We start from the raw sequence: 25,693 nt of genomic DNA on the forward strand, positions 1-25,693 counted from the left end.
CATGTGAATGTAAGATTTGTTTATCTACTTCACTTAAACGTAAATATGACTCCAAGTGATATCCTCCCCTACACTGAAATTAATTTTAGTGTAATACTTTTTTAATGGAAAAGCAATAAGATTCTTTACGTTAAAAAAATACATTGACTAAACTTTTGTTTAGTCGTATACTCTGAATGTGGAATGAAATTTTTGTTACTCATTGTACTTTAGTTCATCGAAATGCTCGCTCATTCTTTCACTTGTTGAGCAATAAAAATTTTATTCAGGAGTACCATCCGTTATAAAAAAATATAGTTGGAGGCAAAGAAATGAAAACGTTATCAGGAATCTTGATGTTAGTCTTAGTTTTATGTGGCATGTCCCTATTCTCTTTTAAAGCACCGCGAGGGAAAAAATCTTTAAGTGCTTTGTCTGGTGCAGCTTGTGCCACCTTTCTACCAGAGGCATTTTTGCGGTATGCAGTAGGCGGCGTTTTTCATTTAGATTATGTGTCGCAAATTGGTGAAACTATGGGTAGTCTAGGTGGTTTAGCAGCTGGAGCTCTTGTGCCGCTGGCTTTCGGGATTAGTCCAGTTTTTTCAATTATTTTAGGTCTGTCATTGATTAAAGTCAGCTTGTTACCAGCTTTTATTACCGCGTATCTTTTATCTTTTGTTGTTGAGCAGATGCAAAAACGTATTCCAGAAGGGATTGACTTATTAGTCGTTATTTTAGTCATTCCAGTCGCTGCTTCGTTAGTTGCTGGTTTTATTCAACCCGTTGTATTAGGTGTCCTAGAAGTTATTGGGGGCACGATTTTAAGTGCAGTAGATGGCAATCCATATGTGATGGGCGCAATTTTAGGTGCTATTATCCCGATTGTTGGTATGACACCGTTAAGTTCAATGGTTTTAACTGCCTTGATTGGTTTGACTGGTGTACCAATGGCTGTCGGTGCGTTGACTTGTTACGGCAGTTCCATTGTCAATGCGGCGCTATTTAAAAAGTTAAAACTAGGCACAGCTTCAACCCCGTTAGCTGTGGCAATTGAGCCATTAACACAAGTCGATATCATCAGCTCCAATCCAATTCCTATTTACGCAACGAATTTATTTTCAGGAATGGTTAGTGGTATTGTAGTGACTTTCTTTGGCTTAAAAGTACCTGTGACAGGAATGGCAACGCCGTGGGCTGGTTTACTTGTGACATTAGGTAACAATGCCATTCAAACGACTTTACTAGCAGTAGCGATTATCACAGTGGTCAGTCTGATGTTTGGATTTTTAGGTGCGCTGGTCTTTAAACGTTACAGAATTGAAGCGGTGGATAATACACCAGAATTTGAAGGAACGACGGAAGTAACCAGTGAAAAAGAAAAAGAAGCAGTAAAAACCAAAGGAGGAGTTACGTATGAACACAGCTATGGCCATCAATAAACCTAAAAAAGTGAACAAAGTAATGAACTACAAAAGTTGTTTTGACATTATTGGTCCTATTATGATTGGTCCTTCTAGTTCGCATACAGCTGGGGCCTTAGCAATTGGCTTAGCGGCAAGAAAGTTATTCGGCGGAACGCCAGAAAAAATTGTGATTAAATACTATGAATCTTTTGCAGACACGCATAAAGGACATGGAACTGATTTTGCAATTATTGGCGGAATTCTTGGACTAGCAGCAGATGATGCCAACGTAACACAATCCATTGAACTTGCGGAAGAACAAGGAATTGAGATTCAATTTTTAGAAATGAGTGAAGAAAGTCCAGTGAAGCATGCTAATACAGCATGTGTGACACTCAGTGATGCAACGCACGAAATTCATTTAACAGGAATTTCTGTAGGTGGCGGCACTATCGAGGTGAAATACATTGAATTAGACGGTTTCAATGTCCAACTACATGGTCCTTTACCTATTTTGTTAGTCATTAATCAAGAAGAGCAGGCGATGCAAGCTTTTAAAGATACGTTACAAAAAAATAATATTCAAGTGAATGCGGTGTCTCGTTATGTGGAAGGGAATCAAATTTTATTCATCTTTGACTTAGATTCGGCACCAATTTCCTCGGTGAAAGAACAACTGTTTTCACTAGATGACACATCGAAAATAATCTTATTATGATAGGAGTTTGACATATGTACCTTTCGATTGAAGAATTTATCGATAAAGCTGAAAAAACAGGAAAAAAAATCTCTGATTTGATGATTGAGCAAGAAATGGAGCGTAGCCAAAAAAGCTATGAAGAAATTTGGACACAGATGGGTCAAAATTTGGATGTCATGGATGCTGCTGTCAAACGCTCGCAAGAAGGAGCGGGCGTTTTTTCTCCTACTGGGTTAACGGGCGGTGATGCGGCTCGTTTAAAAAAATACCGCGCAGCTGGCAAAACGTTATCAGGTGATTTAATGATGTCTGCAGTTCAAGCCGCACTAGGTACTAATGAAGTCAATGCAGCAATGGGCGTTGTTTGCGCAACGCCAACCGCTGGTGCAAGTGGCACCTTACCAGGGGTTTTAACAGCGATTAAAAATACCTTGAATTTAACGCGTGATCAACAAATTCGTTTCTTGTTTACCAGTTCTTTATTTGGAATGGTCACAGCCAACAATGCGATGATTGCTGGTGCTGTTGGTGGATGTCAAGCCGAAGTAGGCAGTGCTTCAGCGATGGCCGCCGCTGCAGCTGTTGAAGCGGCTGGCGGAACACCACGCCAATCTTCTGAAGCTTTTGCTATGGCTTTAGGGAATTTATTAGGTTTAGTTTGTGACCCAGTGGCTGGGTTAGTCGAAATTCCTTGTGTCAAACGAAATACAGTAGGTGCAGGCAATGCGTTAATCGCTGCAGATATGGCTTTAGCTGGAATTGTAAATAAAATACCAGCAGATGAAGTGGTGGAAGCCATGAATAAAGTTGGCCGTCAATTACCACGAGAATTGAGAGAAACGGGTTTAGGTGGCTTAGCTGGCACAGCGACTGGCCAACGAATGAAGAATGAAATTTTTGAAAAAGTAAAATTCACCATTGTTTAAAATTTAATCATGAAGAGGGAAATAAGATGCTGGATATGAAAAAAATTCGCCAAAATGTAGAAGTGGTACAGAAAAAGTTAAAAACACGTGGTGTGGACGAGGAAGTTTTATTACGCTTTTTGGCTTTAGATGAAGAACGGAGAGCGTTACTTGTTAAAGTTGAAGAACTGAAAAAACACCGTAATCAGGTATCAGGAGAAATTGCACAATTAAAGCGTGCACAAAAAGATGCTTCACAACAGTTGCTAAATATGCAAGAAGTTAGCGAGCAAATTAAAGTTTTAGACCAAGAAGTTGTTCATTTGCAAGAACAATGCACAGCCATTGCAGAACGTCTGCCTAACTTACCTCATGAGAGCGTGCCTGTTGGCGCAGACGAAGCCGCCAACGTAGAAGTTCGGCGGTGGAGTACGCCGAAAACTTTTTCATTTGAACCGAAACCACATTGGGAAATCGGTGAAGCCTTAGGAATTTTAGATTTTGAAAGAGGCGCGAAAGTATCTGGTAGCCGTTTTCTTTATTACAAAGGTTTAGGGGCTCGTTTAGAACGAGCGGTCTATAATTTTATGTTAGATCAACATGTTAATGAACATGGTTATACCGAGGTGATTCCTCCTTATTTGGTCAATAGCAAAGCAATGTTTGGCACTGGTCAATTTCCTAAGTTCAAAGAAGATGTCTTCCAAGTTGCAGAAAGTGATTTGACGCTGATCCCCACAGCGGAAGTCCCGTTAACTAACTACTATAATAATGAAATTTTAGATGCGCAAGAGTTACCGATTTATTTTACTGCTTTAAGTCCTTCTTTTCGCTCGGAAGCGGGTAGCGCAGGCCGTGATACCCGAGGATTAATTCGTTTACACCAGTTCCATAAAGTAGAAATGGTTAAATTTAGTGATGCAGAACACTCCTATGAAGAATTAGAAAAAATGACCAACAATGCTGGAGACATTTTAGAAAAATTGGGCCTCCCTTATCGAGTGATTACTCTTTCGACAGGTGACATGGGCTTCTCGGCAGCGAAAACCTATGATTTAGAAGTTTGGATTCCGGCACAGAAAACGTATCGAGAAATTAGTTCTTGTTCAAACTGTGAAGACTTCCAAGCACGTCGGGCGTTGATTCGTTATCGTGATAAAACGGGTCATGTTCAATATGCCCACACTCTTAATGGGTCAGGACTTGCTGTTGGTCGAACAGTGGCTGCCATTTTGGAAAATTATCAAAATGAAGATGGCACCGTAACGATTCCAGAAGTTCTACGTCCTTATATGGGCGGTTTAACGAAAATAGATTAAAAAAGAAGGTTGATGTCACAACATCAACCTTCTTTTTTAATTCGTTAAATCCGTTAACCAATGCCCAATTTCTTGAAAAACTGTTGCTTTTTCCGTTTCTAATAAAATTTCATGACGCAAAGTGGGAAATAGTCGTAACGTCACGTGCTGAAAACCTGCATGCTTTAATTGCTTTTGAATTTTCGCTGGACCCTTGCTGAAATCACCAACTGGGTCTTCAGCGCCACTAATGATTAAAATAGGCAATTCTTTTGGGATCGCTTGGTACCAATTCCTTTGATTGGCTCGTTTAACAAGTGAAAAAAGGGTAGCAAAACCATTATTGGTAAATACGAAGCCCATTAATGGGTCATTTTCATAGTCAGCCACATTGGCTTGATTTTTAGAAAGCCAATTAAAGGAACTTGCTTCAGGAAATTTTTTGCTAAAAGAACCAAAAGCCAGCTTATCAATGAACGGCGCTGGTTTTTTCGGCTGTTTCTCGGCCATTTTTTTAATAAAAGGCAATGCTGCGGTTAAAGGTAACGGACTTGTTCCAGTGCCCATGAAAATGACTCCTTGCATAGTCACAGGATAGTCTTGCAGATAGTTGCGCAAGGCGAAAGATCCCATGCTGTGACCCATCATAAAATAGGGCAATTGTGGATAGCGATTCACAGCCCATTGTTTCACTTGATGAATATCTGTAACGACATTTTCAGGCCCTTGTTCTCCAAAAAAACCATAGATCGGTGCGCTTGGTTGTACAGATTCGCCATGACCTAGATGATCATGCCCAATTACGGCAAACCCTAATTGATTTAAAAAACGAGCAAATTCATCATAACGTTGGATATGCTCTGCCATGCCGTGAATCAATTGAACTACGGCTTTGGGTGAAGGACAGGGCCAATGACGTACATTGAGCTGAGTTTGTTGATCGTTTGAAGTGAGTATGAATTGTTCAGTCATAAGAAACCCTTTCTTTCAATTTATTTAAATATTTAACAAAATTTATTTTTTCAGTTATTAATTTTGATTATAGTTGGTTTTTAAAAGATTCACAACCTTGCGTATTTTTTTATTACAAAATAAATTGTTATATTATAAAAATATTAATTTTTAGTGTGTACAAGATAAAAAACACGGTGTATAATTAGGTCTAAAAGAAAGCGCTTTTTTAAAAGGAGGATTTAAATGAAAAAAAGAGCAATTGTATTTTTACTATTTGGGACTTTTGTTGGTTGGTTAGTTAGGGAAGAGACTGTAAGTGCTGCGACTTTTGAGAGTATGAAAGAGCGTGTAGAAGCAGGTGAAGGTAGTATCTATAATCCTATATCAAATGAAGTGATGGGGCAAGAACGGTCTTTAGAATACATTGAGTTCATTGAAGAAGCAACGGAAGAATCTGTTAATCAAGAAGTACTTGAAGAGGTTCAAATAAAGGCTTTTAATGAAACTAAGTCTACTAATACAGAAACGATGGAAGCACTAGAAGTTCCCAAAGTATCTAATCTTGTCCGAGGAATGTCTCCTCCCCACAATAAGAGACCGATTTATTTAGATAACTTTCCTACACCGTATCAGTCTTCTCCATTTTCTGGAAGTGGTTGGAGATTTAGTGGACAAAGATTTTCGTTTCATAACGTACGAAGAAATCCTTATTTTGGTGTAAGAGCTTATCGTGATACATTTACATTTTTTGATGGAATGTATAACAGATTTGTACCTATTAGTAATAATTTTGTTTATTATTCATCAAGTTTTCGCGGTAGTCCTTTAATTGGTTATTTTGCTACTTGGAATCCAATTAATGGCAGCCGTTACTTTATTTACTAAATAATCTTAATTAGAAAAAAAGACGGTCTAGACTGTCTTTTTTTCTCTAATTAAAGTTTTATCAAAAAGTCATTCAAAGTATGAAACCTTTTTCCAAAAATAGATGTCTAATAAGTAAAGGAGGGGTTGAAGATTAAATGAGAGAGTCAGCTCATGTTCGCTTAGTTAAGAAAGCGAAAAAAGGCGATGCCCAAGCATTTATTCAGTTATGTGAGATGTATCAGGTTGTAACGTATAATTCTGCATATAAATTACTGAAAAATAACCAAGATGTTATTGATTGTTTACAAGAAACGGAAATACGTGCGTGGAAACAAATTAGAAAGTTGCGCAAGGAAGAGACATTTAATAGTTGGTTGTTTAGAATCATGATTAATTGCGCAAAGGATATCTTAAAAAAACGAATTGAAACAATTCAGTTAGAGGAAAGTTATTGGGTCACTGAAAAACAGACTATTGATACAATTGAGTTGAAAGAAGTATTCACAGAATTGCCTGATAGATATAAAATCCCATTGATTTTACACTATTATTCGGGGTTCAACATTCGTGAAATAGCCCAACAGCTAGATATGCCGGAAAATACGGTAAAAACAAGATTAGCACGTGGTCGTCAGCGTCTAAAAATTCTATTGGAAGGAGAATAATATGGACCAGAAGAATTTAACTACTATCTGTGAAGAGCAGGAGATTCCAGAAGAAGTAGAACAAGCTTTGAAGAGCAATAGAGCAAAGATTTTAAAGCATGAAATTAAACAAGAACGAATCGTTTCAAGTCTACAAAAAGGATGCTTTATAGTGCTGACAGCGGTAGCATCACTTACGTTATTTTTAAGTTTTAATCCACAAATGAATTTAGCTATTAAACAAGCATTCGGGATTAATGAAGATCCTGGTGTTAATGTAGCAGAAGAAAATCAGTTAGCCGCTGATTTACATTTAGTTAGCACATCCAATGATTTAGAAATCACACTAACTAAATTTGTCACGACAAAAACAAAGCTGGCTTTTGATTATCAATTTAAAATTACTGATGATAAATTGAAAAAATTATTGGAAAAAAATATTCAAGCCAAGGATAATCATCAGTTTATTGAACTTAGTTTGTATGCAAATGGTAGTGATGAAGATATTTATGGTGGGGTGTTCACAGAATCTACTTTTCGAGTTGAGGGAGAAATGTTTTATGGTTCAGTTATCTCAGTATTTACAAAAGATGTTATCCCTGAGGATGCAGAATTAACTTTGAAAATTAAACGATTTGATTGGCAAGATAAAGATGAATTTAATACGGCGATGGCCAATGCACCAGCGGAAGGTCTTGAAGCTTCTTTTACTGTAGATAATGCATTGGAATATGAAGGGGATTGGTCGTTTAACCTTACCTCTAAGCCGCTAACGGAAACAGCATCTCCGACTATTAGTAAAGTGACAAATGTTAAGGATGTTCAAGCAATCAGTGATGCTTTGCAAACCGATGTAACATTCACAGCACCATTAAGGGCAAACAGTCGACCAGCTGTGACCGTTTATAAAGATAGTGTGAAACAAGAGCAATTGATTGAATTAGAATCATATGACCCATTGACTGGAGAAATTAATTTTAGGTTTAGTTTGAGTGCTTTGGATAAATCAGGAGCCATTTACAAAATTCAGTTGAATGAAATTAACGCCTATGGAGAACCTTTATCTGAAATCGGGTCATTTGAATTACGTAATACCTAAGCGTAGTAAAGAAAGTGAGGACATAGTCAGAATGACTACGGCCTCACTTTTTAAAAATTAAGATAAGTGGCTAAATACTTTTGTTTTAGTTTTTTATTTATCTTTAATAAAAATAGCAATGATGTCAAAAAATAGTCGATTTCACTAAGTGACGAATTATGGGTGGTACAAATACTGCTGGAAATAGTTGTTAACTTCAAGGGCATCTTCTTTATTTTTTGAAAGAATTAAGATGGTATCATCCCCAGCGATGCAGCCCAAGATATGAGGGTTGTGGATACGTATGCGATCAATTAAAACCCCAATGGCTTGCCCGTTGCCAGGTAAGACGGTTAAAAGATTTGTGAACTCTATTTGTGTTAAAGAAACACCAGTTTCAATAATAATGTCAACAAGACGTTCTTCATCTGTTTTATATTTTGGACGAAGGGCAGAATTATTCAAGATACGATAATAGGCTTCTCCTTGACCATTGTCTACTTTGTTTAAATTCAGCTCACGAATGTCACGAGAAATAGTTGCTTGTGTGGTGTGAATATTTTCTTTTTCCAATAATGCTAGTAATTCACTTTGTGTATGGATTTCATTTTCTGTGACCAATCGCTTAATCATCGTTTGGCGTTTTAATCGGTTCATTACTTTCCTCCAGTTCAGTTAATCATGCAAAAAAACATCATTGCTGTTATTTAAAACGGTGCCAGTAATTCCCTAAAATCACTGTACAACGTTTTACTAAATTGTGCAAGTCTCACTTTTTTAAATGCGAAATATCCGACAAAATCAATGAGAACCTTTTAGCTAAACGACCCTTTTTCTATTCTAATAAGAGAGATTCTGCTAGTATTGCTTTGTAAATGTCTGGAGGAAGGGTGTTATTTGTGAATAAGCAAACACGCCAAAGTTTGATTAAAGAAATCATTCAAACAACTGTAATTCATAGTCAAAATGAGTTGTTAAGAGAATTAAAAAAGCGCGATATAAATGTCGCACAAGCAACGATTTCACGGGATTTATGGGAATTAAAAGTCGTCAAAGCATTAGATGAGTCTGGCGTGATGCGGTTAACGGTTTTTGAACAATTCACTTCTTTAGAAGAACGAAAAAAAGAACAGTTGATACAAGCAATTCGTGAGGTAGTGACCAAAGTTGAACGTGTCGCCTTTTTACTAGTGGTTCATACATTACCAGACAACGCAACATTGTTTTCAGCTGTACTTGATGAAGTGTCTTTGTGTGAAAAGAAATGTTCTGTCGCTGGCTTCGACACTGTTATTATTGTTTCATCATCCGAGGGAAAAGCACAAGAACTAGAGCAGTATTTTCAACAATTTATTCAGCCAACACCTTTGTCAAAAAGTAACGCATAAAAGGAAGGGAGCCAGAAGTCGTTTTGACTTCTGGCTCCCTTCCTTTTACCTCTATAAGATTATAACTTTATGAAATGCATGGAGAAATAATTTTTTTTGAATAAATGAATTTTTTTTTATTTAATTATGCATTATTTTTTTAGAATATCTATGAAAGCGCATTCTTTTAGGTTGAAAATATGCATAAGAAAGAATACCGTTGTATATTTGGTATTTTGTTTGGCAAATGGCTCACGTCCTAGGTTAATCAGGTCTGTTATTCTGTGTTTGTAATTAAGTTGAGGAGGTTATTTCACATGAGTCATCCAATTAATGTATTTTCTGAAATCGGGAAATTGAAAACAGTGATGTTACATCGTCCGGGTAAGGAATTAGAAAATTTAATGCCAGATTATCTGGAGAGACTGTTGTTTGATGATATTCCGTTTTTAGAAAAAGCACAAGCAGAACATGATGCATTTGCAGAGTTGTTACGATCAAAAGATATCGAAGTGGTCTATTTAGAGGACTTAGCTGCTGAAGCGTTGATTAATGAAGAGGTCCGCCGACAATTTATTGACCAATTCTTAGAAGAAGCCAATATTCGCAGTGAATCAGCAAAAGAAAAAGTTAGAGAGTTAATGTTAGAAATTGACGACAACGAAGAACTGATTCAAAAAGCGATTGCTGGCATTCAAAAACAAGAATTACCTAAATATGAGCAAGAATTTTTAACAGATATGGTTGAAGCGGATTATCCATTCATTATTGATCCAATGCCTAACTTATACTTCACACGTGATAACTTTGCGACAATGGGCCACGGGATTTCTTTAAATCATATGTATTCAGTAACTCGACAACGGGAAACTATTTTTGGGCAATACATTTTTGATTATCATCCTCGTTTTGCTGGAAAAGAGGTTCCTAGAGTCTATGATCGTTCAGAATCAACCAGAATTGAAGGTGGCGATGAATTAATTCTTTCAAAAGAAGTAGTGGCCATTGGGATTTCTCAAAGAACGGACGCCGCGTCAATTGAAAAAATTGCGAGAAATATTTTTGAACAAAAATTAGGGTTCAAAAATATCTTGGCTTTTGATATCGGTGAACATCGTAAATTCATGCATTTAGATACCGTTTTTACCATGATTGACTATGATAAATTTACGATTCATCCAGAAATCGAAGGCGGCTTGGTTGTTTACTCGATCACTGAAAAAGCAGATGGAGACATCCAAATTACAAAAGAAAAAGATACATTAGATAACATTTTATGCAAATACTTGCATTTAGACAATGTTCAACTAATCCGTTGCGGCGCTGGAAATTTAACAGCAGCAGCCCGTGAACAATGGAACGACGGCTCAAATACATTAGCAATTGCCCCTGGGGAAGTTGTTGTTTACGATCGGAATACGATTACGAATAAAGCGCTAGAAGAAGCAGGCGTGAAATTGAATTACATTCCAGGAAGTGAACTAGTACGTGGCCGTGGTGGCCCTCGTTGTATGAGTATGCCACTTTACCGTGAAGATCTTTAAAAAACACCCAAAAATAGGAGGAATCATCATGAATTCAGTATTTCAAGGACGTAGTTTATTAGCAGAAAAAGATTTTACAAGAGCAGAATTAGAGTATTTGGTAGACTTCAGTATTCACTTAAAAGAATTGAAGAAAAAAGGGATTCCACATCACTATTTAGAAGGAAAAAATATCGCTCTTTTATTTGAAAAAACTTCGACACGGACACGCTCTGCATTTACTACAGCAGCGATTGATTTAGGGGCACATCCTGAGTATTTAGGCGCCAACGATATTCAATTAGGTAAAAAAGAATCTGTTGAAGATACAGCGATTGTTTTAGGTAGTATGTTTGACGGGATTGAGTTCCGTGGGTTTAGTCAAGAAGTAGTGGAAGATTTAGCGAAATATTCTGGTGTTCCTGTTTGGAATGGTTTAACGGATCAATGGCATCCAACACAAATGATTGCGGACTTTATGACAGTGAAAGAAAACTTTGGTCGTTTAGAAGGAATCACTTTAGTATATGTCGGCGATGGCCGTAACAACATGGCAAACAGCTTGTTAGTGACAGGTGCTATTTTAGGCGTAAATGTTCGCATTTGTGCACCAAAAGAATTGTTCCCTTCTGATGAAGTCGTTAATTACGCAAAAGAATTTGCGAAAGAATCTGGTGCAGAATTAATGATTACAGACGACGTTGCTAAAGGTGTTAAAGGAGCCAACGTGTTATATACAGACGTTTGGGTGTCCATGGGTGAAGAAGATAAATTTGAAGAACGTGTCAATCTGTTGAAACCTTATCAAATTAATATGGCTATGTTAGAAAAAACCGAAAACATGGATGGCGATTTAATCGTATTACACTGTTTGCCAGCCTTTCATGATACGAAAACACAATACGGAGAAATGGTTGCTGAAAAATTCGGCATTACTGAAATGGAAATCACGGATGAAGTCTTCCGCAGTAAATATGGTCGTCAATTTGAAGAAGCAGAAAACAGAATGCATTCTATTAAAGCGATCATGGCAGCTACTTTAGGCAACTTATTCATTCCTCGTGTGTAGGAAGCAACTGAAAAAACATTGAAAAAAGAATAGTCGTTTCGCCCTTTAAGAGATTCTTTTGAAGGGCGGCCTATTCTTTATTATGATAGGAAAGAAGGATTTGTAATGGGGAAAAAAATGGTCGTTGCACTAGGCGGAAATGCCATCCTTTCAAATGATGCTAGCGCACACGCACAACAGCAAGCATTAGTTCAAACATCTGCCTATTTAGTTCATTTAATTAAACAAGGGCACCGGTTGATTGTTTCACATGGCAATGGTCCACAAGTCGGAAATCTATTATTGCAACAACAAGCAGCTGATTCTGAAAAAAATCCAGCGATGCCGCTAGATACGTGTGTTGCTATGACACAAGGAAGTATCGGCTACTGGTTGTCCAATGCGCTTAATCAAGAATTAAACAAAGCAGGAATCAAGAAACAAGTGGCTACTGTTTTAACACAGGTGGTCGTAGATCCAGCAGATGAGGCATTCAAAAATCCAACAAAACCGATCGGTCCATTTTTAACAGAAGCTGAAGCCAAAGAAGCAATGCAAGCAGGTGCTATTTTTAAAGAAGATGCAGGACGTGGCTGGCGCAAAGTCGTTCCAAGTCCTAAGCCAATTGATATCCACGAGGCTGAGACTATTAATACCTTAATAAAAAATGATATAATTACCATTTCATGTGGTGGTGGCGGCATCCCTGTCGTAGGACAAGAATTAAAAGGTGTCGAAGCAGTAATCGATAAAGATTTTGCTTCTGAAAAACTGGCAGAATTAGTGGATGCGGATGCACTAGTTATTTTAACTGGCGTGGATTATGTGTGCATTAATTATGGCAAACCAGATGAAAAACAATTAACCAATGTCACTGTAGCAGAGTTGGAAGAATACAAACAAGCGGGTCATTTTGCACCAGGTAGTATGTTACCGAAAATTGAAGCCGCCATTCAGTTTGTAGAAAGCCAACCCAATAAACAAGCAATTATCACTTCTTTGGAAAACTTAGGAAGTATGAGCGGCGATGAAATCGTAGGAACGGTTGTGACAAAATAAAGTATAGTATTTAGGAGAATTAAGATGATGATAGAGAAAATAATCACTAAAAATAATCAAGATTTTCAATACTTTTCTGAATCAGAACTAACAGAATTGCGCAACGAGAGTTTCGTTCGCTCCTATAAAAAAGGCCAAGTCCTTTTTTATCCAGGTGATCCGAGAAATCATTTGATTTTATTGGTTTCAGGTGTCATTAAAATTGAAAAAAATGATCGCAGTGGTAATTTTTCCTATCTGCATTTTATGAAAAAGCAGGCTCTTTTTCCGAGAATCGGACTGTTTCAAGATGAGGTTCATTACGACTCCGCGATTGCCTATACGGATATTGAGGTTGTGTTTGTGCCAGTTAAACTGTTTGAGCGTTTTCTCCAAAATAATCCCCAGCAATTGATTCATTGGATTCAAGAACAATCGGTCCTTTTAAAAGAAAGCATGATCAAAATCCAAAAAGGAACAACCAATGATGCATGTGAACGGATTGTGACATCACTGGCGATGTTATTAAATGATTTAGGAGAACGAATTGACAACAGAGAACGCGTTGCAATTACTTGTCCAATTACCATTAATGACATTGCACGAATGAGTGGAACTACGCGGGAAACAGCAAGCAGTGTTATGAAAAAATTAGTCCAAATGAACCGTATTAGCTACAGTCATAAATTCTTAACTTTTCTAGATACGCCATTCTTTATTGATCGATTGAGTAATTAATCATAGAGAAGGGAGATACAGGAAAGTAGGTTCCTGTATAAAAGGATATGGCAGAAAAAAAGAAGAAAAACAAAAAACAGCTTTCGTCTTTTAGTATTTTATTTATTATTTTAATTGTTTTAGGTATCGTAACGGTCTTGCTAAATGGCCAGCCATTTACCCCAAGAGAAATTGATGGCAAAATGGTTGACCACGTGGTAGGGGCCAAATTATCGGATATTATCATGGCTCCATTCAATGGGTTTAAAGATGCCATTGAAATTAATATTTTTATTTTAGTACTTGGCGGCTTTTTAAATATTGTGACACAAACTGGGGCTCTTGAAGCAGGGATTCAATCAGTCGTTAAAAAGTTAAAAGGGAACGAATTGAAAATCATTCCGATTTTAATGATTTTATTTTCTATTGGTGGTTCGACTTATGGAATGGCAGAAGAAACAATTCCTTTTTATGGTTTATTGAGTGCCACCATGGTCGCCGCTGGTTTTGATACGTTTGTCGCAGTGGGTACTGTGCTATTGGGTGCAGGATCAGGTGTTATCGGTTCAACGGTTAACCCTTTCTCCACAGGGGTAGCGATGGATGCGTTGCGAGGTATTGGCATTCAGCCGAATACAGGAATTATTTTAATTGTCGGTGCTATTTTGTGGGCGGCCTCTACTAGCTATTCTATTTTCATTGTGATGCGTTATGCGAAAAAAGTGAAGGCGGACAAAGGTTCAACAATTTTATCTTTACAAGAACAAGAGGATATGGAAAAAACGTATGGACAAGCAGCGTCGAAAGAAATGCCATTTACGAATCGTCATAAAAAAATCTTAATGGTATTCGCTTTCTGTTTTGTCGTTATGATTGTTTCCTTAATTCCATGGAACGACTTTGGAGTGACGATTTTCAAAGGCTGGACGTCTGTTTTAACAGGCAACAGTTTCGGTGACTGGTACTTTGGCGACTTAGCGATGTGGTTCTTCCTTTTAGGTATCATTGCTGCCTTGATTGGTCGCTTTACTGAAAAAGAAACCATTGAAGCATTTATCGACGGTGCCAAAGATATGTTATCCGTTGTTTTAATTATCGTAGTTGCTCGCGGGGCATCTGTTTTGATGTCTAAAACGTATTTAGATTCATTTATCCTTGATAAAGCGGCAGGCTTATTACAAGGACTCTCCCCAGTCTTATTTGTCATCGGTGCCTTTGTTTTATACTTAGGTTTATCTTTCCTAATTCCTTCAACTTCTGGTTTAGCGTACGTTTCTATTCCTGTAATGGGTGCGTTAGCTAAAAACATTGGTTTAAGTCCAGAAGTGATGGTTATGATTTTTGCTTCAGGTTGTGGCTTGATTAATTTGATCACGCCAACATCTGGTGTCGTAATGGGTGGTTTGGAAATTTCCAAAGTTCAATATGCCACTTGGACAAAATTCATGGCCAAACCAATGATTGTCTTAGGCTTAATTAACCTAATTATCTTAATTGGCGCGATGTTACTCTTTAGCTAATCAAAAATTTTTTATGTTAGGGCTTCGGCTTTCGGAAAAAAGAAGAAGCAATGAAACAACAGCGACTACCTAAAAGTAGTCGCTGTTGTTTCATTTTGATAATTGTTGAATTAACAATTTTGCGACAGCGCGGACAGAAAAAGGATTTTGCCCAGTGATTATACGGCCATCTTGATACGCAAATTCTTTATAGGGACGCTTTTTCGCAAAAGTAGCACCATGTTCTTTGGCAATTGTTTCGTTTAAGAAAGGAACAACTGCTTTTTTCATGGCTAAAATTTCTTCTGCAGTAGTGAAGCCAGTAATGGTTTTATCTGCAATCAAATAATTTCCTGACGCATCTTTGACATTTAAAAGACCAGCAATTCCGTGACAAACAGAAGTTAGGTATTTGCCCTGTTCGTAAAGGCTACGAGTGATTGCTTGCAACTGAGGATTATCAGGAAAGTCCCACATAACGCCATGGCCTCCTGTAAAGTAAATTGCTGCGTATTCATCTGGCTCAATTTCTTCAAGAGAGAGGGAATGTGCTAGCGCTCGTTCTTGAAAATCAGCACTTTCATAAACTGCCATAATGGATGAATCTACATATTTCATACTCCGGGGATCCAAAGGGACATAGCCTCCTTGGGGACTAACATAGTCAACTGAAAATCTTGCTTTGGTTACTTCTTCCACGAACTCCGTGGCTTCACCTAGCCAGAGGCCCGTTGGTTCTTCGGTGCCGTGATAACGGGAAACGTTTGTGAGGACCACGAGAATTTTTTTCATGCTTGCTTCCTCCCTGGCATAATCGACGTAATGTGGGTCAATAGTTGTTGGAGTTGCTCAATTTTGGTGGTATCGTGAGAAAGTGAGTAATAATTTTTAGTTCCTTCACTGCGACAATCAATTAATTTGGCTTGTTTCAAAATTTTTAAGTGGTGAGAAACAGCGGGGCGTGAGAGTTGTGTCGCCTCTGTTAACTCAGTGACACGACGGCCAACACAGGCCTGGTCTTCTAACAGTGCAATAATAATTGCTTGGCGTTTTTCATCACCCAATGCGATTAAAAAATCACTAAGCGCAGTAAATTCTGTTTGAATTTCTTCTAATTCTTTCATATTCTTTCGCCTCTTTGGTTCGTATTTTTAAACGATTAAACCATTTTTCGTGTTTTTTGTCAATAAAATACGCTGAGGGCTGAAACTTGACGTGGATCCCATTCTTCGTTAAGATACTAATTGATTAAAGGTTTAAACTTTTAAACCGATAAAAAGGATAGAAAGAGAGGAAAGATTCAATGATGAAAGCCGCTTTAATTCATAAATACGGACAAAAAGAATTAGCAATCGAGGAGGTGCCCTTACCCACCATTCATGACAATGATGTTTTGGTCAAAATTATCGCTGCCAGTATCAACCCGATTGATTTAAAAACAAAAGATGGCAAAGTAAAGATGCTTTTAAATTATCAAATGCCACTGATTTTAGGCAGTGATTTTGCTGGGATTGTTGTCTCTGTTGGAAAAAATGTTCAAAATTTTAGGCTGGGCGATGCCGTTTACGGGCGAGTACCCAAAAATCGCGTGGGAACTTTTGCTGAATATATTGCAGTGGATCAAGCGGCTGTAGCTATGAAGCCGAAAAATTTAACGTTTGAAGAAGCTGCGGCCATTCCGTTAGTCGGTTTGACAAGTTATCAAGCGCTACATGATATTATGAATGTGCAGCCAGGCCAGAAAGTCCTGATTCAAGCAGGTTCAGGAGGGATTGGAACCATTGCGATTCAATTAGCAAAACTAGCGGGCGCTTACGTTGCCACCACAACGAGTAGTAGAAATAAAGAATGGGTTCAAGCGTTGGGAGCAGATGAAGTGATTGACTATCGGACACAAAATTTTGAAGAAGTTTTATCCGACTATGATTATGTGTTTGATACAATGGGGGGGACAATCTTAGAAAAAGCTTTCTCAGTGGTTAAACCTCAGGGAAAAGTCGTTACATTGTCAGGCATTCCCAACGAACGTTTTGCTAAAGAGTATGGCTTACCTCTTTGGAAACAATGGGCCTTTAAAATGGCTACCCGCAAGATTCATCTATTGGAGCAAGCCACAGATGTTAGTTATCATTTTTTGTTTATGCGTCCAGATGGCGAACAATTAGCTTTACTCACTGAGTTCATTGAACAGGGAAAATTACAGCCGATAATTGACCGAGTCGTACCTTTTAGCCAAGTTCAAGAAGCAGTGGACTATTCACTGACAGGGCGAGCACAAGGGAAAATTGTTGTGAAAATCGCCGATGTTGATCACGACTAAGTAAAGGAGACTTGCAAGAAAAATAGGCCTGTTTTTCTTGCAAGTCTCAAAGTTTACCATTTAAACGCCGTCTAACAAAAGTGATTTTAGGCGGGAAAAGATTTTTATAGAAAATCCTCATTTTTCCAGTTTCTATTTTGCAAATTCGTTATTTTTTGTTATTCTATTGATGGTTGTGTATGCGCTTTCTTTTTAGGTGGATACACAAAAATGAACGGAGTGCAGAAAGGAATGGTGTTCAAAGTGGGGAACAATTTATCGACAAGAAAAGGAGAAAACAGAGAAACAATTGTCAGTTGGCTGGGTCTTTCGTTATTGGTTGGCTTGGCGTTTATCTTATTTAGTCTGTTTCATCAACCAATGATCAGCCAAGCCAATGAGCCGACCCAAGAGAAACATTTTATGGTTTATTATCGGGCTTGGCGTGACAAAACGATGCAAGGAGTTAATACAACATTGCCAGATGAAAATTGGCTAACGATGCACGATATTCCTTATGGTATTGACATTGTGAATGTCTTTAGTTATGTGCCAAAAGGACAAGAAGCACTTGCACAGCCATTTTATGATACGTTAAAAAATGAGTATGCGCCAGCATTACATGCACGAGGTGTTCGTTTAGTTCGTGGGATTGATTATAGCGAGCTATTAAAAGTTCCTTATGCAGGAACAACGCCTACAGAAGCAGAATTTGATGCTTATGCGAAAGAGTTGTTAACCAAATTTGTCGATGATTTAGGAATTGATGGGTTAGATATTGACATGGAAACTCGTCCAAGTGAAAAAGATATTGTTCTATCTAATGGTGTCATTCGTGCATTATCAAAATACATTGGACCGAAGTCGGGAACGGATCGTCCATTTTTGTATGATACCAATGCAGAATATTTACCACCTTTACAAGATGTCAGTGACTGTTTCGATTTTCTCGCGTATCAACAGTATGGTAGCGATGACCAACGCACGCAACGAGCATTAAATAATTTAAGTCCGGTTCTCAATGGGGAACGATTTGTTCCAGGATTAACTTTCCCAGAAGAGCAAGATCGCAACCGCTGGTATGACACAAAAGAGCCGTATATGGAAAGTAACATGTATAAAGTAGCTCGTTATTCTTATGAAAATAATTTAGGGGGCATGTTCCTCTATGCCTTAGATCGCGATGGTCGCACCTATAATGAAGACGATTTAAATCAGATAAAACCTTCTAATTTACTTTGGACAAAAACGGCCATTGCAGAGAGTAAAGGCGTTTCTCTTGCAGAGATGAAAGCGGCTGCGCAACACTATTTAAAACGAATTAGCTACGCCAACACAGACCTTGAAGCACAAAATAAAGCCGCAGAAGCAGTGACACAAGCAACGACGCTTTATGATGTGAATAAAGCTATTTTAGGTGGCGATTATGGACAAGGGATTTCAAATACCTATGATGCTGAATTAGAAAAAGGCCTGTTAGCCATTGACTTAACCACTTTATATCGTGCGTTGGATCAAGCAGTTACAGCCATTGAAAAGGCAGAAAGCTATACACCAGAAACGATTCAAGCACTACAAACAACAAAAGAGACAGTCGCAACAGAACTTGCGGGAAAAACGTATACAGCCGCGCAAGTGACTACTTGGCAAACGGAGGTCCAAACAGCTTTGGATAATTTAAAAGAGAAACAAACACAACCTTTAAAAAGTGTCTTTTCCATTGATGCGGGAAGAAAATATTTTTCCGTGGAGCAACTGGAAGAATTAGTGGCCAAAGCCAGTCAAAATGGGTACACAGATGTCCAATTAATTTTAGGAAATGATGGCTTACGGTTTATCTTGGATGATATGTCGGTCAATGTGAATGGTAAAAAATACAACCACAACCGGGTTTCAAAAGCAATCCAACGAGGCAACAACGCGTATTACAATGATCCTAATGGCAACGCGTTAACACAAAAAGAAATGGATCGGTTGTTGGCTTTTGCGAAAGCGCGCAACATCAACATCATTCCCGTGATTAACAGTCCAGGACATATGGATGCGTTGTTAGTGGCTATGGAAAAACTAGCGATTAAAAATCCCGCTTTTGATGGCTCAAAACGAACAGTAGACTTAGGGAACCAAAAGGCAGTGAATTTCACAAAGGCGATTATCAGTAAGTACGTGGCTTATTTTTCCGCGCATAGTGAAATTTTCAATTTTGGTGGCGATGAGTATGCAAATGATGTCGATACAGGCGGTTGGGCGAAACTGCAATCTTCTGGGCGCTACAAAGATTTTGTCGCTTATGCGAATGATTTAGCTAAAATAATTAAAGATGCGGGCATGCAGCCAATGAGCTTCAATGATGGCATTTATTACAACAGCGACGATTCTTTCGGTACATTTGACCCAGAGATTATTATTTCTTATTGGACAGCCGGTTGGAGCGGATATGACGTAGCCAAACCTGAGTACTTTGTTCAAAAAGGACACAAAATTTTTAATACCAATGATGCGTGGTATTGGGTCGCTGGCAATGTTGATTCTGGCATTTATCAATATGACGATGCTTTAGCAAATATGTCGAAAAAAGCATTTACAGATGTGCCAGCAGGTAGCCCAAATCTTCCAATTATTGGAAGTATTCAATGTGTTTGGTATGATGATCCTAGTCGTGACTATGATTTTGAACGAATTTATACGCTAATGGATACGTTCTCGGAAAATTATCGTGAGTATATGGTGGTTAAATAAAACTAGTTAAAGCTAACGAGTTATCTATAAAGACTGGCACGAATCAAGCTTGATTCGTGCCAGTCTTCTTTAACGGAAGAAGATTTGTTTGAGGGCCAACAATCAATTTAGGAATGCCTTATTGAAATGTTCCTGTTCTTATTGTAGACTGAAAGAAGTGGTGGTGGAAAGCTATCACCATTAATAGAAAAGCAGGAAAATAAAAAGGATCTTGTTGGAAGTTTAATGCTTGGAAATGTAAGCGGAATCATTTTTGTTGGAATGCTAAAAAAGGGAGTAGAGTTATGAGTAATGAAAATATCGTCTTAGCAAGAAATACAGAGCGTGCACCAAAGCATCCTCTCGCAGCCCAAACAGTCGCATTTTCCCACTATAATCATTTGTCAACACAGTTACCTATTGAGCCAACCTCTGGACAATTGGTAGAAGGTGGCATTCGGGCCCAAGCGACACAATGCTTGAAAAATATCCAAGCGGTTGTTGAAAGTATCAACCATGTGATGAGTGACATTGTCAGAATGACCATTTTTGTCAAAGATATGCGGGATGTTGCCGCAGTTGAGGAGGTCTATGCGGCCTTTTTTACCCATTATTATCCAGCTAAAACAGTGGTCGCCGTCGCAGATTTGCCGTTAGGCGCTTCTGTTCAAATGGAGGCACTTGTTTCAAATGGGGAAGGAACTATCCCTAATGCACCTCAAGCTGGGGATTTAATTAAATTAACAAATCAGACTGTTCAGGCACCAATTGACGCTCTAGCTAGTCAAACGGTCGCGTTTTCTCACTATAACAATCTGTCTGCACAATTGCCTATAGATCCTCAAACGGGCAGAGTTGTGGCTGGCTGTGTTAAAACGCAAACAAAACAATGTTTGAAAAACATAAAAGCCATTTTAACCAGTATTGATGTGCCTTTTGATGATATTGTGAAGGTCAATATTTATTTAAAAGATTTATCTAAGCTGGAAGCTGTCAATCAAGTATATGCCGCTTTTTTCCCAGATTCAGGAATTGCGCGCACGGTCAATTATATGCCAGTACGAACAGTGATTGCTGTTGCTGATTTACCAATGGGCGCGGCGGTGCAAGTAGAAGCGGTGGTTTCTCATGGGGATGGTACGCCACCACAAGCGATTGAAGATCGACATGGATTAATTATTGAAGCAAATAATACAGATCACGCACCGAAGTGTCCATTTTCGACACAAACTGTTGCTTTTTCTCATTACAACCATCTATCAGCTCAGCTACCATTGGACCCTAAAACAAATGCGTTAGTCGCTGGCGGAATCAAGGAACAAACGACGCAATGTTTAGAAAACATCAAAGCGATTATTGAAAGCGTGGATCACAGCTTAGCTGATCTGGTGAAAGTGAATATTTTTGTGAAAGAGATTGAAGAGCTGGCGGCAGTAGATGACGTCTACCAAACGTACTTCCCTGAAGGCACGCCTGCAAGAAGAGTGATTGGTGTGACGGATTTACCAAAAGGTGCTCAGATTCAAATCGAAGCGATTGCTGGGAACGCAGAAGGTACGCCACCAATTGGTTAAACAGTAGAAGAAACAAACGTCAGCTGGCTTCTGAAGCCAGCTGACGTTTTTAGTATTTAGATAAATCAGTAAAGTAAGCTAGTTGCCATTTTTGTGTTTTTTTGGCGGTTTGATTAAGGTTTTGGCACCAAGAAGGATAAAAACGGGCTGCCATTTTGCCTTTTTGTTGGTGCGTTTTGAGAATTTTTTGTTGGATTAAACATTCTTTCGGCAGAAGAAAGAGACCTTGCTTTTCTTGATCAGAAATGACAATTGCTAACATTTCAGGGGCTTCCGTTGCATCAAAGGCTTCGTTCTGATTTTGTTGATTTTTTTCCCAGAAGGCTACAAAATAGCCTTCTTTTTTCGGCGTTTTTTTGGCTAAGCGACTGCGGATAAGTTGTTGCGATTCATTAACTTGACATAAAAAGCCTTCATATTCGGCATTTTGTTTTTCTTCGGAAAGCAGGGTAATCGTGCCCACTGCTTTTTCAAGTATTGGCAATGAATTCATCATCTTCCTCCAAATTAAATAGAATAGTTGCGAGAAACAAAGGGGACTTCTTCACCATTTTCGAGCTTATTTAGATACAAAGCTAACATGAAAAAGTAACCTGAGAGTAAGTTGACTACATCATACAGCTGCGGATCAATTTTTTTACCCCCATAGTCCATGCGATAAAGTAAACGAACAATATCTTTGGCTTTGGCTCTTAAGATGTGTGCATAAGAGGAACAGATTGTGCCCATCGGTAAAACAAAAGGACGATTTTCTTCGTATGTCAGTTCATTCATAGCATTGACACGTTCCAAAAGCCAGGCTATTTCGTCCTCTGTGACTGTTAATTTTGTTCGGGTCGTTGGATTGACATGGTAGATTAACTCGCAAATTTTAGCTAGTTCTTCTGTTAGTGCAGGCTGTTCAGGGACGTCTAATTGTTGCACATATCCTCGTAGAAGACCTGTCATTGAGGCCAATTCATCAGTCATTAATTCAAAATCACATCGTAAATCTTCTGGTTTAGAAGATAGATACGGGTACGCTTCATACGGACTGCGGTACATTTTTTCCATTCAATTTCCCTACTTTCTAAAAATAAAAAGCCCTCAAAAAGAATGCACGAAAGCCAATCTTTTTGAGCGCCGTTGCTCGACTGTTCACAGTACACCATTGTACTTGCTAAGGTAATCATAGCCAAGAGTGAAGGGAGAGTCAAGGGGGAATCAAAGTTGGAGAAAGAAAATGAAGCTAAGAATTACTAGAAGTAAACCAATCAATAAACTGACAAGACCAGAAAGTTGACCTAATCGTTGTTGGGTAGAAGAAGGCTGGTCGGCAACTGTGAGCAAACTTGAGAAAAAGTTCATTTTTTTCACGAGTATTAAATACGCAACAACAAGCAAAAGAATACCCGAAAAAAGGTACGAAAGGGGCTCAGAAATAAATTTTTGGGCACGAAGTAAAAAAATTCCTATGAAGAGGACAACAAAACCATACTTAAGAAAAGTTTCTTTTGACATGTTGAAATCGCTTCCTTTTAATTGATGAATTTTATTAATAGTCACTATTCTTATGATTAAATTATAGGACTTTGAGGGCGGTGGAGCAAAGGAAAAATGGAGAATGGTGGGAGGAAAGTGTGACCAAACGGTGATCAATAAAAAAAACCGCTAGAAACACCTATAAAATAGGTTTTCTAGCGGGTTGATTGTTATTCCCACTTCACGTAAATCACATTACATAAACGTTGCTATAACAACATTTATCCTTATGTTTTTCCGTTTTGGTAGGGAAATGATAGGGTTATATTCTAACTGCCTGATTTCCACTAAAATTTGGTATTTTTGATTCCTTTTCAAAAGTAATTTGGATGTTTCCTGTCATTTGTTCAGCAATTCCCTCATCATTACGACTCCAGAGATGTGCGTAGTGTTTCACCGTAATTTCGGGGCTAGAATGAGCTAGCTGTTGAGATATGACTAGAATATCTGCATTGAACTCATTGATTAAGTAACTGACGTGAGAATGTCGTAATCCTTTTCCTTGGATAGGATGAACTTTTGCAAGTTTAGCATAGCGCTCAATAATACGTTGGACTGTTGAACGATATAAAGGTAAGTCTGTATAACTCAAAATAAATTGTTCAACGCCATGATTTTTCTGAACCTTTTTCCACTCTGTTAGCATTGAAACGGTATCATCATCTAATGAAATGATCCGCATACCGCTCTCCGTTTTAGTGTAGGGTTTGCGAATAAAATCGCTTTGGTTCTTCATGTCCAAAGTGTAGTGAACTCGTAACTTCTTTCGCTTTAGATCAACATCATTCCAGTTTAAAGCTAGACCTTCGCTGACACGAACACCAGTCATGTAGTACAGCCAAATCATTACGAAACACATATGTTCATAAAAATCATTCTTATAGACAACAGCTAGAACTTTTTCAAATTCCTTCTTTGTCCAATAGGCAACAACAGATTTTCCTTTAGGAATCGCTTTAGTTCTCATAGAAATATTTTCATTCAAGAACTGCAAAGTAACGGCGTAATTTAGCGATTTACGAAACATACCATACATCAATTAGCTGTATGTCTGAGAATAGCCACTTTGGGTTAACAGCCAGATGCGATAGTTCTCGCAGTCTAGTACAGTGATTTCTCGCAATTTCTTATCAGCAAAATGGTCAGCGATTTGTTTTAGACCACATTCTCGTGAAGACCAAGTACTTCGTTGCACAGATGATTGATAATGAGGAATAGGAATGTAAGATTGCTCCATAAATTCTTCATAGGTTAAATCATAGTTGGCAAAACCATTACTTTTTAGATATTCACTTTTAATACGCATGACTTCTTGGTGCGCTGATTTTGCTGAGTTAAACCGTTTCCCTAACTGGTCTTTTGTTCCTTTTTTCTGAATCCGTTTACCAGTGACTTTATCTAATCCAAGTTCAATTAGATACGAAAAACGCCCTTTAGCATCTTGATACACACAAGGATATTTTGTTTTCGCCATGGTTATTCCTCCAATTCAAGAGGAATACCGATAATTTCTTCAACTATATGCCGAGGTACAACCCCGACCCTTTTATTATTATAGTATGGATAACCTGCGTTTACCATCTTAATTTTAGCCTGCCGAATAATTGTCACCGATTGATTTGTTTTAAAGCCTAATTTTTCAAGGTCTGTTTTTGAAACCATATTTTTCTTATACATAGAATTTCCTTTAGGTTAAAAATCGCTAGCTGATTTTTAACACTGCTTTTTTGTAGCTAGCAGTTGCTATCATAGAAATAGGTGCGCATTTACTTCTTAACTTAATTATCTATGATTGATTTTCTCTTATCATACCTGAAAAAATGATACAATGACTGGTATAGCAAGCTTATTTAATTTTGGAGGTGAAGTTTAATGGATGAACAACAAAGAAAGATAATTGAAGAGCTAAAACAAACGTGGTATACGACAAATGAAGCAATAGAAGAATTGGCTGAAAATGGTAAAAAGATATCAGAGGCCTCTTTTTTACGTGCAATGTCAGAAGTGGATTTTGACAAAGAGGTTGGATTTGTCGGCAAGCCTAAAACTAAAAAAGAAAAAACAGGTGGTAGAGGAAGGCCGTCAACTTTATATAATCATGCAGCAGTTGAAGCAGTACGAACTTTTGCACTTTCTGATACGCATAAAAAGATTCAAGAAGAGCCAATCAATCTTTTTGTGAATGATGAATGGAAGAAAGAAATAAAGGTGTCCTTAGAAGGATATTTAACCAGTAATTATAAAGATGAAAAAATCGATGGTGCTGGGATCGCTGATATTACTGAATATGTAAATGAACTTGTAGATAAAGTTGTGATTAAAAACTACTATAGCTTAGTGGGTCAAAATAAATTGTTGGTTCATAGAAACAAGGAGTTAGAGCGTACAAAAGAACGACTAATTAAGGAATCTAGTGCAATAGAAGCGAGAGCAGGTGAGCTGCAACAGACTGCAAGCTTTATTAAGCAGCATAGTAAAAGTACAGATGATTTGTTGATTAATTGAACAGATGCTTATTTTGAGCAGTTGGTGGAGTTGAATAAGAGGTTGGATGAGATAGC

At 38.0% G+C, this 25,693-nt stretch carries 25 protein-coding genes and 1 pseudogene; 17 read left to right on the forward strand and 9 right to left on the reverse strand.

The genetic code is table 11. The features are described from left to right. The first annotated feature begins 311 nt into the window (after positions 1-311). The 4 genes from IGJ24_RS00410 to serS are packed head-to-tail and all read left to right on the forward strand — an operon-like array spanning position 312 to position 4,306. Complete coding sequence (locus IGJ24_RS00410) at positions 312-1,418, forward strand: PTS sugar transporter subunit IIC (RefSeq protein WP_002383466.1); 1,107 nt, start codon at positions 312-314, stop codon at positions 1,416-1,418. Then, a complete protein-coding gene (gene sdaAB, locus IGJ24_RS00415; RefSeq protein ID WP_002387470.1) occupies positions 1,405-2,100 on the forward strand; it encodes an L-serine ammonia-lyase, iron-sulfur-dependent subunit beta in 696 nt (231 codons plus the stop codon). Before IGJ24_RS00410 ends, sdaAB begins: the two co-directional genes overlap by 14 nt. 14 nt (positions 2,101-2,114) lie before the next feature. Further along, entirely contained in the window at positions 2,115-3,008 is an 894-nt protein-coding gene (sdaAA, locus tag IGJ24_RS00420) for an L-serine ammonia-lyase, iron-sulfur-dependent, subunit alpha (RefSeq protein ID WP_002356122.1), read from the forward strand. Between the two features lie 26 nt (positions 3,009-3,034). After that, positions 3,035-4,306, forward strand: a complete 1,272-nt coding sequence (serS, locus tag IGJ24_RS00425; RefSeq protein ID WP_002356123.1) for a serine--tRNA ligase — start codon at positions 3,035-3,037, stop codon at positions 4,304-4,306. Positions 4,307-4,342: 36 nt separating this feature from the next. Here the strand turns inward: serS and IGJ24_RS00430 are convergent, their stop codons facing one another. Further along, the gene (locus IGJ24_RS00430; RefSeq protein WP_002367603.1) at positions 4,343-5,257 is read right to left on the reverse strand and encodes an alpha/beta hydrolase; all 915 of its coding nucleotides are present in this window, start codon (positions 5,255-5,257) and stop codon (positions 4,343-4,345) included. A gap of 225 nt (positions 5,258-5,482) precedes the next feature. Between IGJ24_RS00430 and IGJ24_RS00435 the strand changes: the two genes are divergently transcribed. The 3 genes from IGJ24_RS00435 (at position 5,483) to IGJ24_RS00445 (ending at position 7,849) form a co-directional block, all read left to right on the forward strand. Continuing rightward, the gene (locus IGJ24_RS00435; RefSeq protein ID WP_129194146.1) at positions 5,483-6,124 is read left to right on the forward strand and encodes a hypothetical protein; all 642 of its coding nucleotides are present in this window, start codon (positions 5,483-5,485) and stop codon (positions 6,122-6,124) included. A gap of 137 nt (positions 6,125-6,261) precedes the next feature. Next, on the forward strand, positions 6,262-6,771 hold the full coding sequence (locus IGJ24_RS00440) for an RNA polymerase sigma factor (protein WP_129194145.1): 510 nt from the start codon (positions 6,262-6,264) through the stop codon (positions 6,769-6,771). Between the two features lies 1 nt (position 6,772). Beyond that, complete coding sequence (locus IGJ24_RS00445; RefSeq protein WP_225595177.1) at positions 6,773-7,849, forward strand: hypothetical protein; 1,077 nt, start codon at positions 6,773-6,775, stop codon at positions 7,847-7,849. Positions 7,850-8,005: 156 nt separating this feature from the next. On the opposite strand, the gene IGJ24_RS00450 is transcribed toward IGJ24_RS00445, so the two are convergent. Continuing rightward, the gene (locus IGJ24_RS00450) at positions 8,006-8,485 is read right to left on the reverse strand and encodes an arginine repressor (protein ID WP_002356125.1); all 480 of its coding nucleotides are present in this window, start codon (positions 8,483-8,485) and stop codon (positions 8,006-8,008) included. 218 nt (positions 8,486-8,703) lie between these two features. Here IGJ24_RS00450 and IGJ24_RS00455 point away from each other — a divergent pair, with 218 nt between their 5' ends. From IGJ24_RS00455 to IGJ24_RS00480, 6 genes are all read left to right on the forward strand, one after another. After that, positions 8,704-9,216 (forward strand): arginine repressor, encoded by a 513-nt coding sequence (locus tag IGJ24_RS00455; RefSeq protein WP_289865781.1) that lies wholly within the window; start codon positions 8,704-8,706, stop codon positions 9,214-9,216. A 296-nt stretch (positions 9,217-9,512) separates the two neighbouring features. Continuing rightward, positions 9,513-10,739, forward strand: coding sequence for an arginine deiminase (arcA, locus tag IGJ24_RS00460; protein ID WP_002356129.1), 1,227 nt, complete (start codon positions 9,513-9,515; stop codon positions 10,737-10,739). Positions 10,740-10,764: 25 nt separating this feature from the next. After that, entirely contained in the window at positions 10,765-11,787 is a 1,023-nt protein-coding gene (gene argF, locus IGJ24_RS00465) for an ornithine carbamoyltransferase (RefSeq protein WP_160747730.1), read from the forward strand. 105 nt (positions 11,788-11,892) lie between these two features. After that, on the forward strand, positions 11,893-12,825 hold the full coding sequence (arcC, locus tag IGJ24_RS00470; protein WP_002356132.1) for a carbamate kinase: 933 nt from the start codon (positions 11,893-11,895) through the stop codon (positions 12,823-12,825). A gap of 24 nt (positions 12,826-12,849) precedes the next feature. Then, positions 12,850-13,542 carry a Crp/Fnr family transcriptional regulator gene (locus IGJ24_RS00475; RefSeq protein WP_002356133.1) on the forward strand — a complete coding sequence of 231 codons (693 nt, stop codon included), beginning with the start codon at positions 12,850-12,852 and terminating at the stop codon, positions 13,540-13,542. A gap of 47 nt (positions 13,543-13,589) precedes the next feature. Then, positions 13,590-15,041 carry a YfcC family protein gene (locus IGJ24_RS00480; protein WP_002383451.1) on the forward strand — a complete coding sequence of 484 codons (1,452 nt, stop codon included), beginning with the start codon at positions 13,590-13,592 and terminating at the stop codon, positions 15,039-15,041. A 90-nt stretch (positions 15,042-15,131) separates the two neighbouring features. On the opposite strand, the gene IGJ24_RS00485 is transcribed toward IGJ24_RS00480, so the two are convergent. Next, the gene (locus tag IGJ24_RS00485) at positions 15,132-15,812 is read right to left on the reverse strand and encodes a type 1 glutamine amidotransferase domain-containing protein (RefSeq protein ID WP_289865780.1); all 681 of its coding nucleotides are present in this window, start codon (positions 15,810-15,812) and stop codon (positions 15,132-15,134) included. Further along, complete coding sequence (locus IGJ24_RS00490; protein ID WP_002356136.1) at positions 15,809-16,144, reverse strand: ArsR/SmtB family transcription factor; 336 nt, start codon at positions 16,142-16,144, stop codon at positions 15,809-15,811. The genes IGJ24_RS00485 and IGJ24_RS00490 overlap by 4 nt, the downstream gene beginning before the upstream one ends. A 179-nt stretch (positions 16,145-16,323) precedes the next feature. On the opposite strand from IGJ24_RS00490, the gene IGJ24_RS00495 reads away from it, so the two are divergent. From IGJ24_RS00495 to IGJ24_RS00505, 3 genes are all read left to right on the forward strand, one after another. Next, on the forward strand, positions 16,324-17,340 hold the full coding sequence (locus IGJ24_RS00495; RefSeq protein WP_289865779.1) for an NADP-dependent oxidoreductase: 1,017 nt from the start codon (positions 16,324-16,326) through the stop codon (positions 17,338-17,340). 210 nt (positions 17,341-17,550) lie between these two features. Further along, a complete protein-coding gene (locus IGJ24_RS00500; RefSeq protein WP_010819687.1) occupies positions 17,551-20,058 on the forward strand; it encodes an EndoS/ChiA family endoglycosidase in 2,508 nt (835 codons plus the stop codon). A gap of 284 nt (positions 20,059-20,342) precedes the next feature. Beyond that, on the forward strand, positions 20,343-21,611 hold the full coding sequence (locus tag IGJ24_RS00505) for a RidA family protein (RefSeq protein ID WP_438775340.1): 1,269 nt from the start codon (positions 20,343-20,345) through the stop codon (positions 21,609-21,611). 49 nt (positions 21,612-21,660) lie between these two features. On the opposite strand, the gene IGJ24_RS00510 is transcribed toward IGJ24_RS00505, so the two are convergent. From IGJ24_RS00510 to IGJ24_RS00530, 5 genes and pseudogenes are all read right to left on the reverse strand, one after another. Next, complete coding sequence (locus IGJ24_RS00510; RefSeq protein WP_061100598.1) at positions 21,661-22,104, reverse strand: MepB family protein; 444 nt, start codon at positions 22,102-22,104, stop codon at positions 21,661-21,663. Between the two features lie 14 nt (positions 22,105-22,118). Further along, entirely contained in the window at positions 22,119-22,664 is a 546-nt protein-coding gene (locus IGJ24_RS00515; RefSeq protein ID WP_002397682.1) for an ATP:cob(I)alamin adenosyltransferase, read from the reverse strand. 150 nt (positions 22,665-22,814) lie between these two features. Next, positions 22,815-23,156, reverse strand: a complete 342-nt coding sequence (locus tag IGJ24_RS00520) for a hypothetical protein (protein WP_025189278.1) — start codon at positions 23,154-23,156, stop codon at positions 22,815-22,817. 238 nt (positions 23,157-23,394) lie between these two features. Then, positions 23,395-24,606 (reverse strand): annotated as a pseudogene (locus tag IGJ24_RS00525) (tyrosine-type recombinase/integrase). 2 nt (positions 24,607-24,608) lie between these two features. Beyond that, positions 24,609-24,809: a DUF3173 domain-containing protein gene (locus IGJ24_RS00530; RefSeq protein WP_080280324.1), complete on the reverse strand. Its 201-nt coding sequence runs from the start codon at positions 24,807-24,809 to the stop codon at positions 24,609-24,611. 195 nt (positions 24,810-25,004) lie between these two features. Here IGJ24_RS00530 and IGJ24_RS00535 point away from each other — a divergent pair, with 195 nt between their 5' ends. Then, positions 25,005-25,637, forward strand: a complete 633-nt coding sequence (locus tag IGJ24_RS00535) for a hypothetical protein (protein ID WP_231415210.1) — start codon at positions 25,005-25,007, stop codon at positions 25,635-25,637. Positions 25,638-25,693 lie beyond the last annotated feature (56 nt).

The sequence above is a fragment of the Enterococcus sp. DIV0546 genome (assembly GCF_051712785.1).
Taxonomy (GTDB): Bacteria; Bacillota; Bacilli; order Lactobacillales; family Enterococcaceae; genus Enterococcus; species Enterococcus faecalis.

Excerpts from the sequence above, each read along its gene's own strand:
- IGJ24_RS00410 (WP_002383466.1), top strand. The coding sequence starts at position 312 with ATGAAAACGTTATCAGGAATCTTGATGTTAGTCTTAGTTTTATGTGGC.
- sdaAB (WP_002387470.1), top strand. The coding sequence starts at position 1,405 with ATGGCCATCAATAAACCTAAAAAAGTGAACAAAGTAATGAACTACAAA.
- sdaAA (WP_002356122.1), top strand. The coding sequence starts at position 2,115 with ATGTACCTTTCGATTGAAGAATTTATCGATAAAGCTGAAAAAACAGGA.
- serS (WP_002356123.1), top strand. The coding sequence starts at position 3,035 with ATGCTGGATATGAAAAAAATTCGCCAAAATGTAGAAGTGGTACAGAAA.
- IGJ24_RS00430 (WP_002367603.1), bottom strand. The coding sequence starts at position 5,257 with ATGACTGAACAATTCATACTCACTTCAAACGATCAACAAACTCAGCTC.
- IGJ24_RS00435 (WP_129194146.1), top strand. The coding sequence starts at position 5,483 with ATGAAAAAAAGAGCAATTGTATTTTTACTATTTGGGACTTTTGTTGGT.
- IGJ24_RS00440 (WP_129194145.1), top strand. The coding sequence starts at position 6,262 with ATGAGAGAGTCAGCTCATGTTCGCTTAGTTAAGAAAGCGAAAAAAGGC.
- IGJ24_RS00445 (WP_225595177.1), top strand. The coding sequence starts at position 6,773 with ATGGACCAGAAGAATTTAACTACTATCTGTGAAGAGCAGGAGATTCCA.
- IGJ24_RS00450 (WP_002356125.1), bottom strand. The coding sequence starts at position 8,485 with ATGAACCGATTAAAACGCCAAACGATGATTAAGCGATTGGTCACAGAA.
- IGJ24_RS00455 (WP_289865781.1), top strand. The coding sequence starts at position 8,704 with ATGTCTGGAGGAAGGGTGTTATTTGTGAATAAGCAAACACGCCAAAGT.
- arcA (WP_002356129.1), top strand. The coding sequence starts at position 9,513 with ATGAGTCATCCAATTAATGTATTTTCTGAAATCGGGAAATTGAAAACA.
- arcC (WP_002356132.1), top strand. The coding sequence starts at position 11,893 with ATGGGGAAAAAAATGGTCGTTGCACTAGGCGGAAATGCCATCCTTTCA.
- IGJ24_RS00475 (WP_002356133.1), top strand. The coding sequence starts at position 12,850 with ATGATGATAGAGAAAATAATCACTAAAAATAATCAAGATTTTCAATAC.
- IGJ24_RS00480 (WP_002383451.1), top strand. The coding sequence starts at position 13,590 with ATGGCAGAAAAAAAGAAGAAAAACAAAAAACAGCTTTCGTCTTTTAGT.
- IGJ24_RS00485 (WP_289865780.1), bottom strand. The coding sequence starts at position 15,812 with ATGAAAAAAATTCTCGTGGTCCTCACAAACGTTTCCCGTTATCACGGC.
- IGJ24_RS00490 (WP_002356136.1), bottom strand. The coding sequence starts at position 16,144 with ATGAAAGAATTAGAAGAAATTCAAACAGAATTTACTGCGCTTAGTGAT.
- IGJ24_RS00495 (WP_289865779.1), top strand. The coding sequence starts at position 16,324 with ATGATGAAAGCCGCTTTAATTCATAAATACGGACAAAAAGAATTAGCA.
- IGJ24_RS00500 (WP_010819687.1), top strand. The coding sequence starts at position 17,551 with ATGAACGGAGTGCAGAAAGGAATGGTGTTCAAAGTGGGGAACAATTTA.
- IGJ24_RS00505 (WP_438775340.1), top strand. The coding sequence starts at position 20,343 with ATGAGTAATGAAAATATCGTCTTAGCAAGAAATACAGAGCGTGCACCA.
- IGJ24_RS00510 (WP_061100598.1), bottom strand. The coding sequence starts at position 22,104 with ATGAATTCATTGCCAATACTTGAAAAAGCAGTGGGCACGATTACCCTG.
- IGJ24_RS00515 (WP_002397682.1), bottom strand. The coding sequence starts at position 22,664 with ATGGAAAAAATGTACCGCAGTCCGTATGAAGCGTACCCGTATCTATCT.
- IGJ24_RS00530 (WP_080280324.1), bottom strand. The coding sequence starts at position 24,809 with ATGTATAAGAAAAATATGGTTTCAAAAACAGACCTTGAAAAATTAGGC.
- IGJ24_RS00535 (WP_231415210.1), top strand. The coding sequence starts at position 25,005 with ATGGATGAACAACAAAGAAAGATAATTGAAGAGCTAAAACAAACGTGG.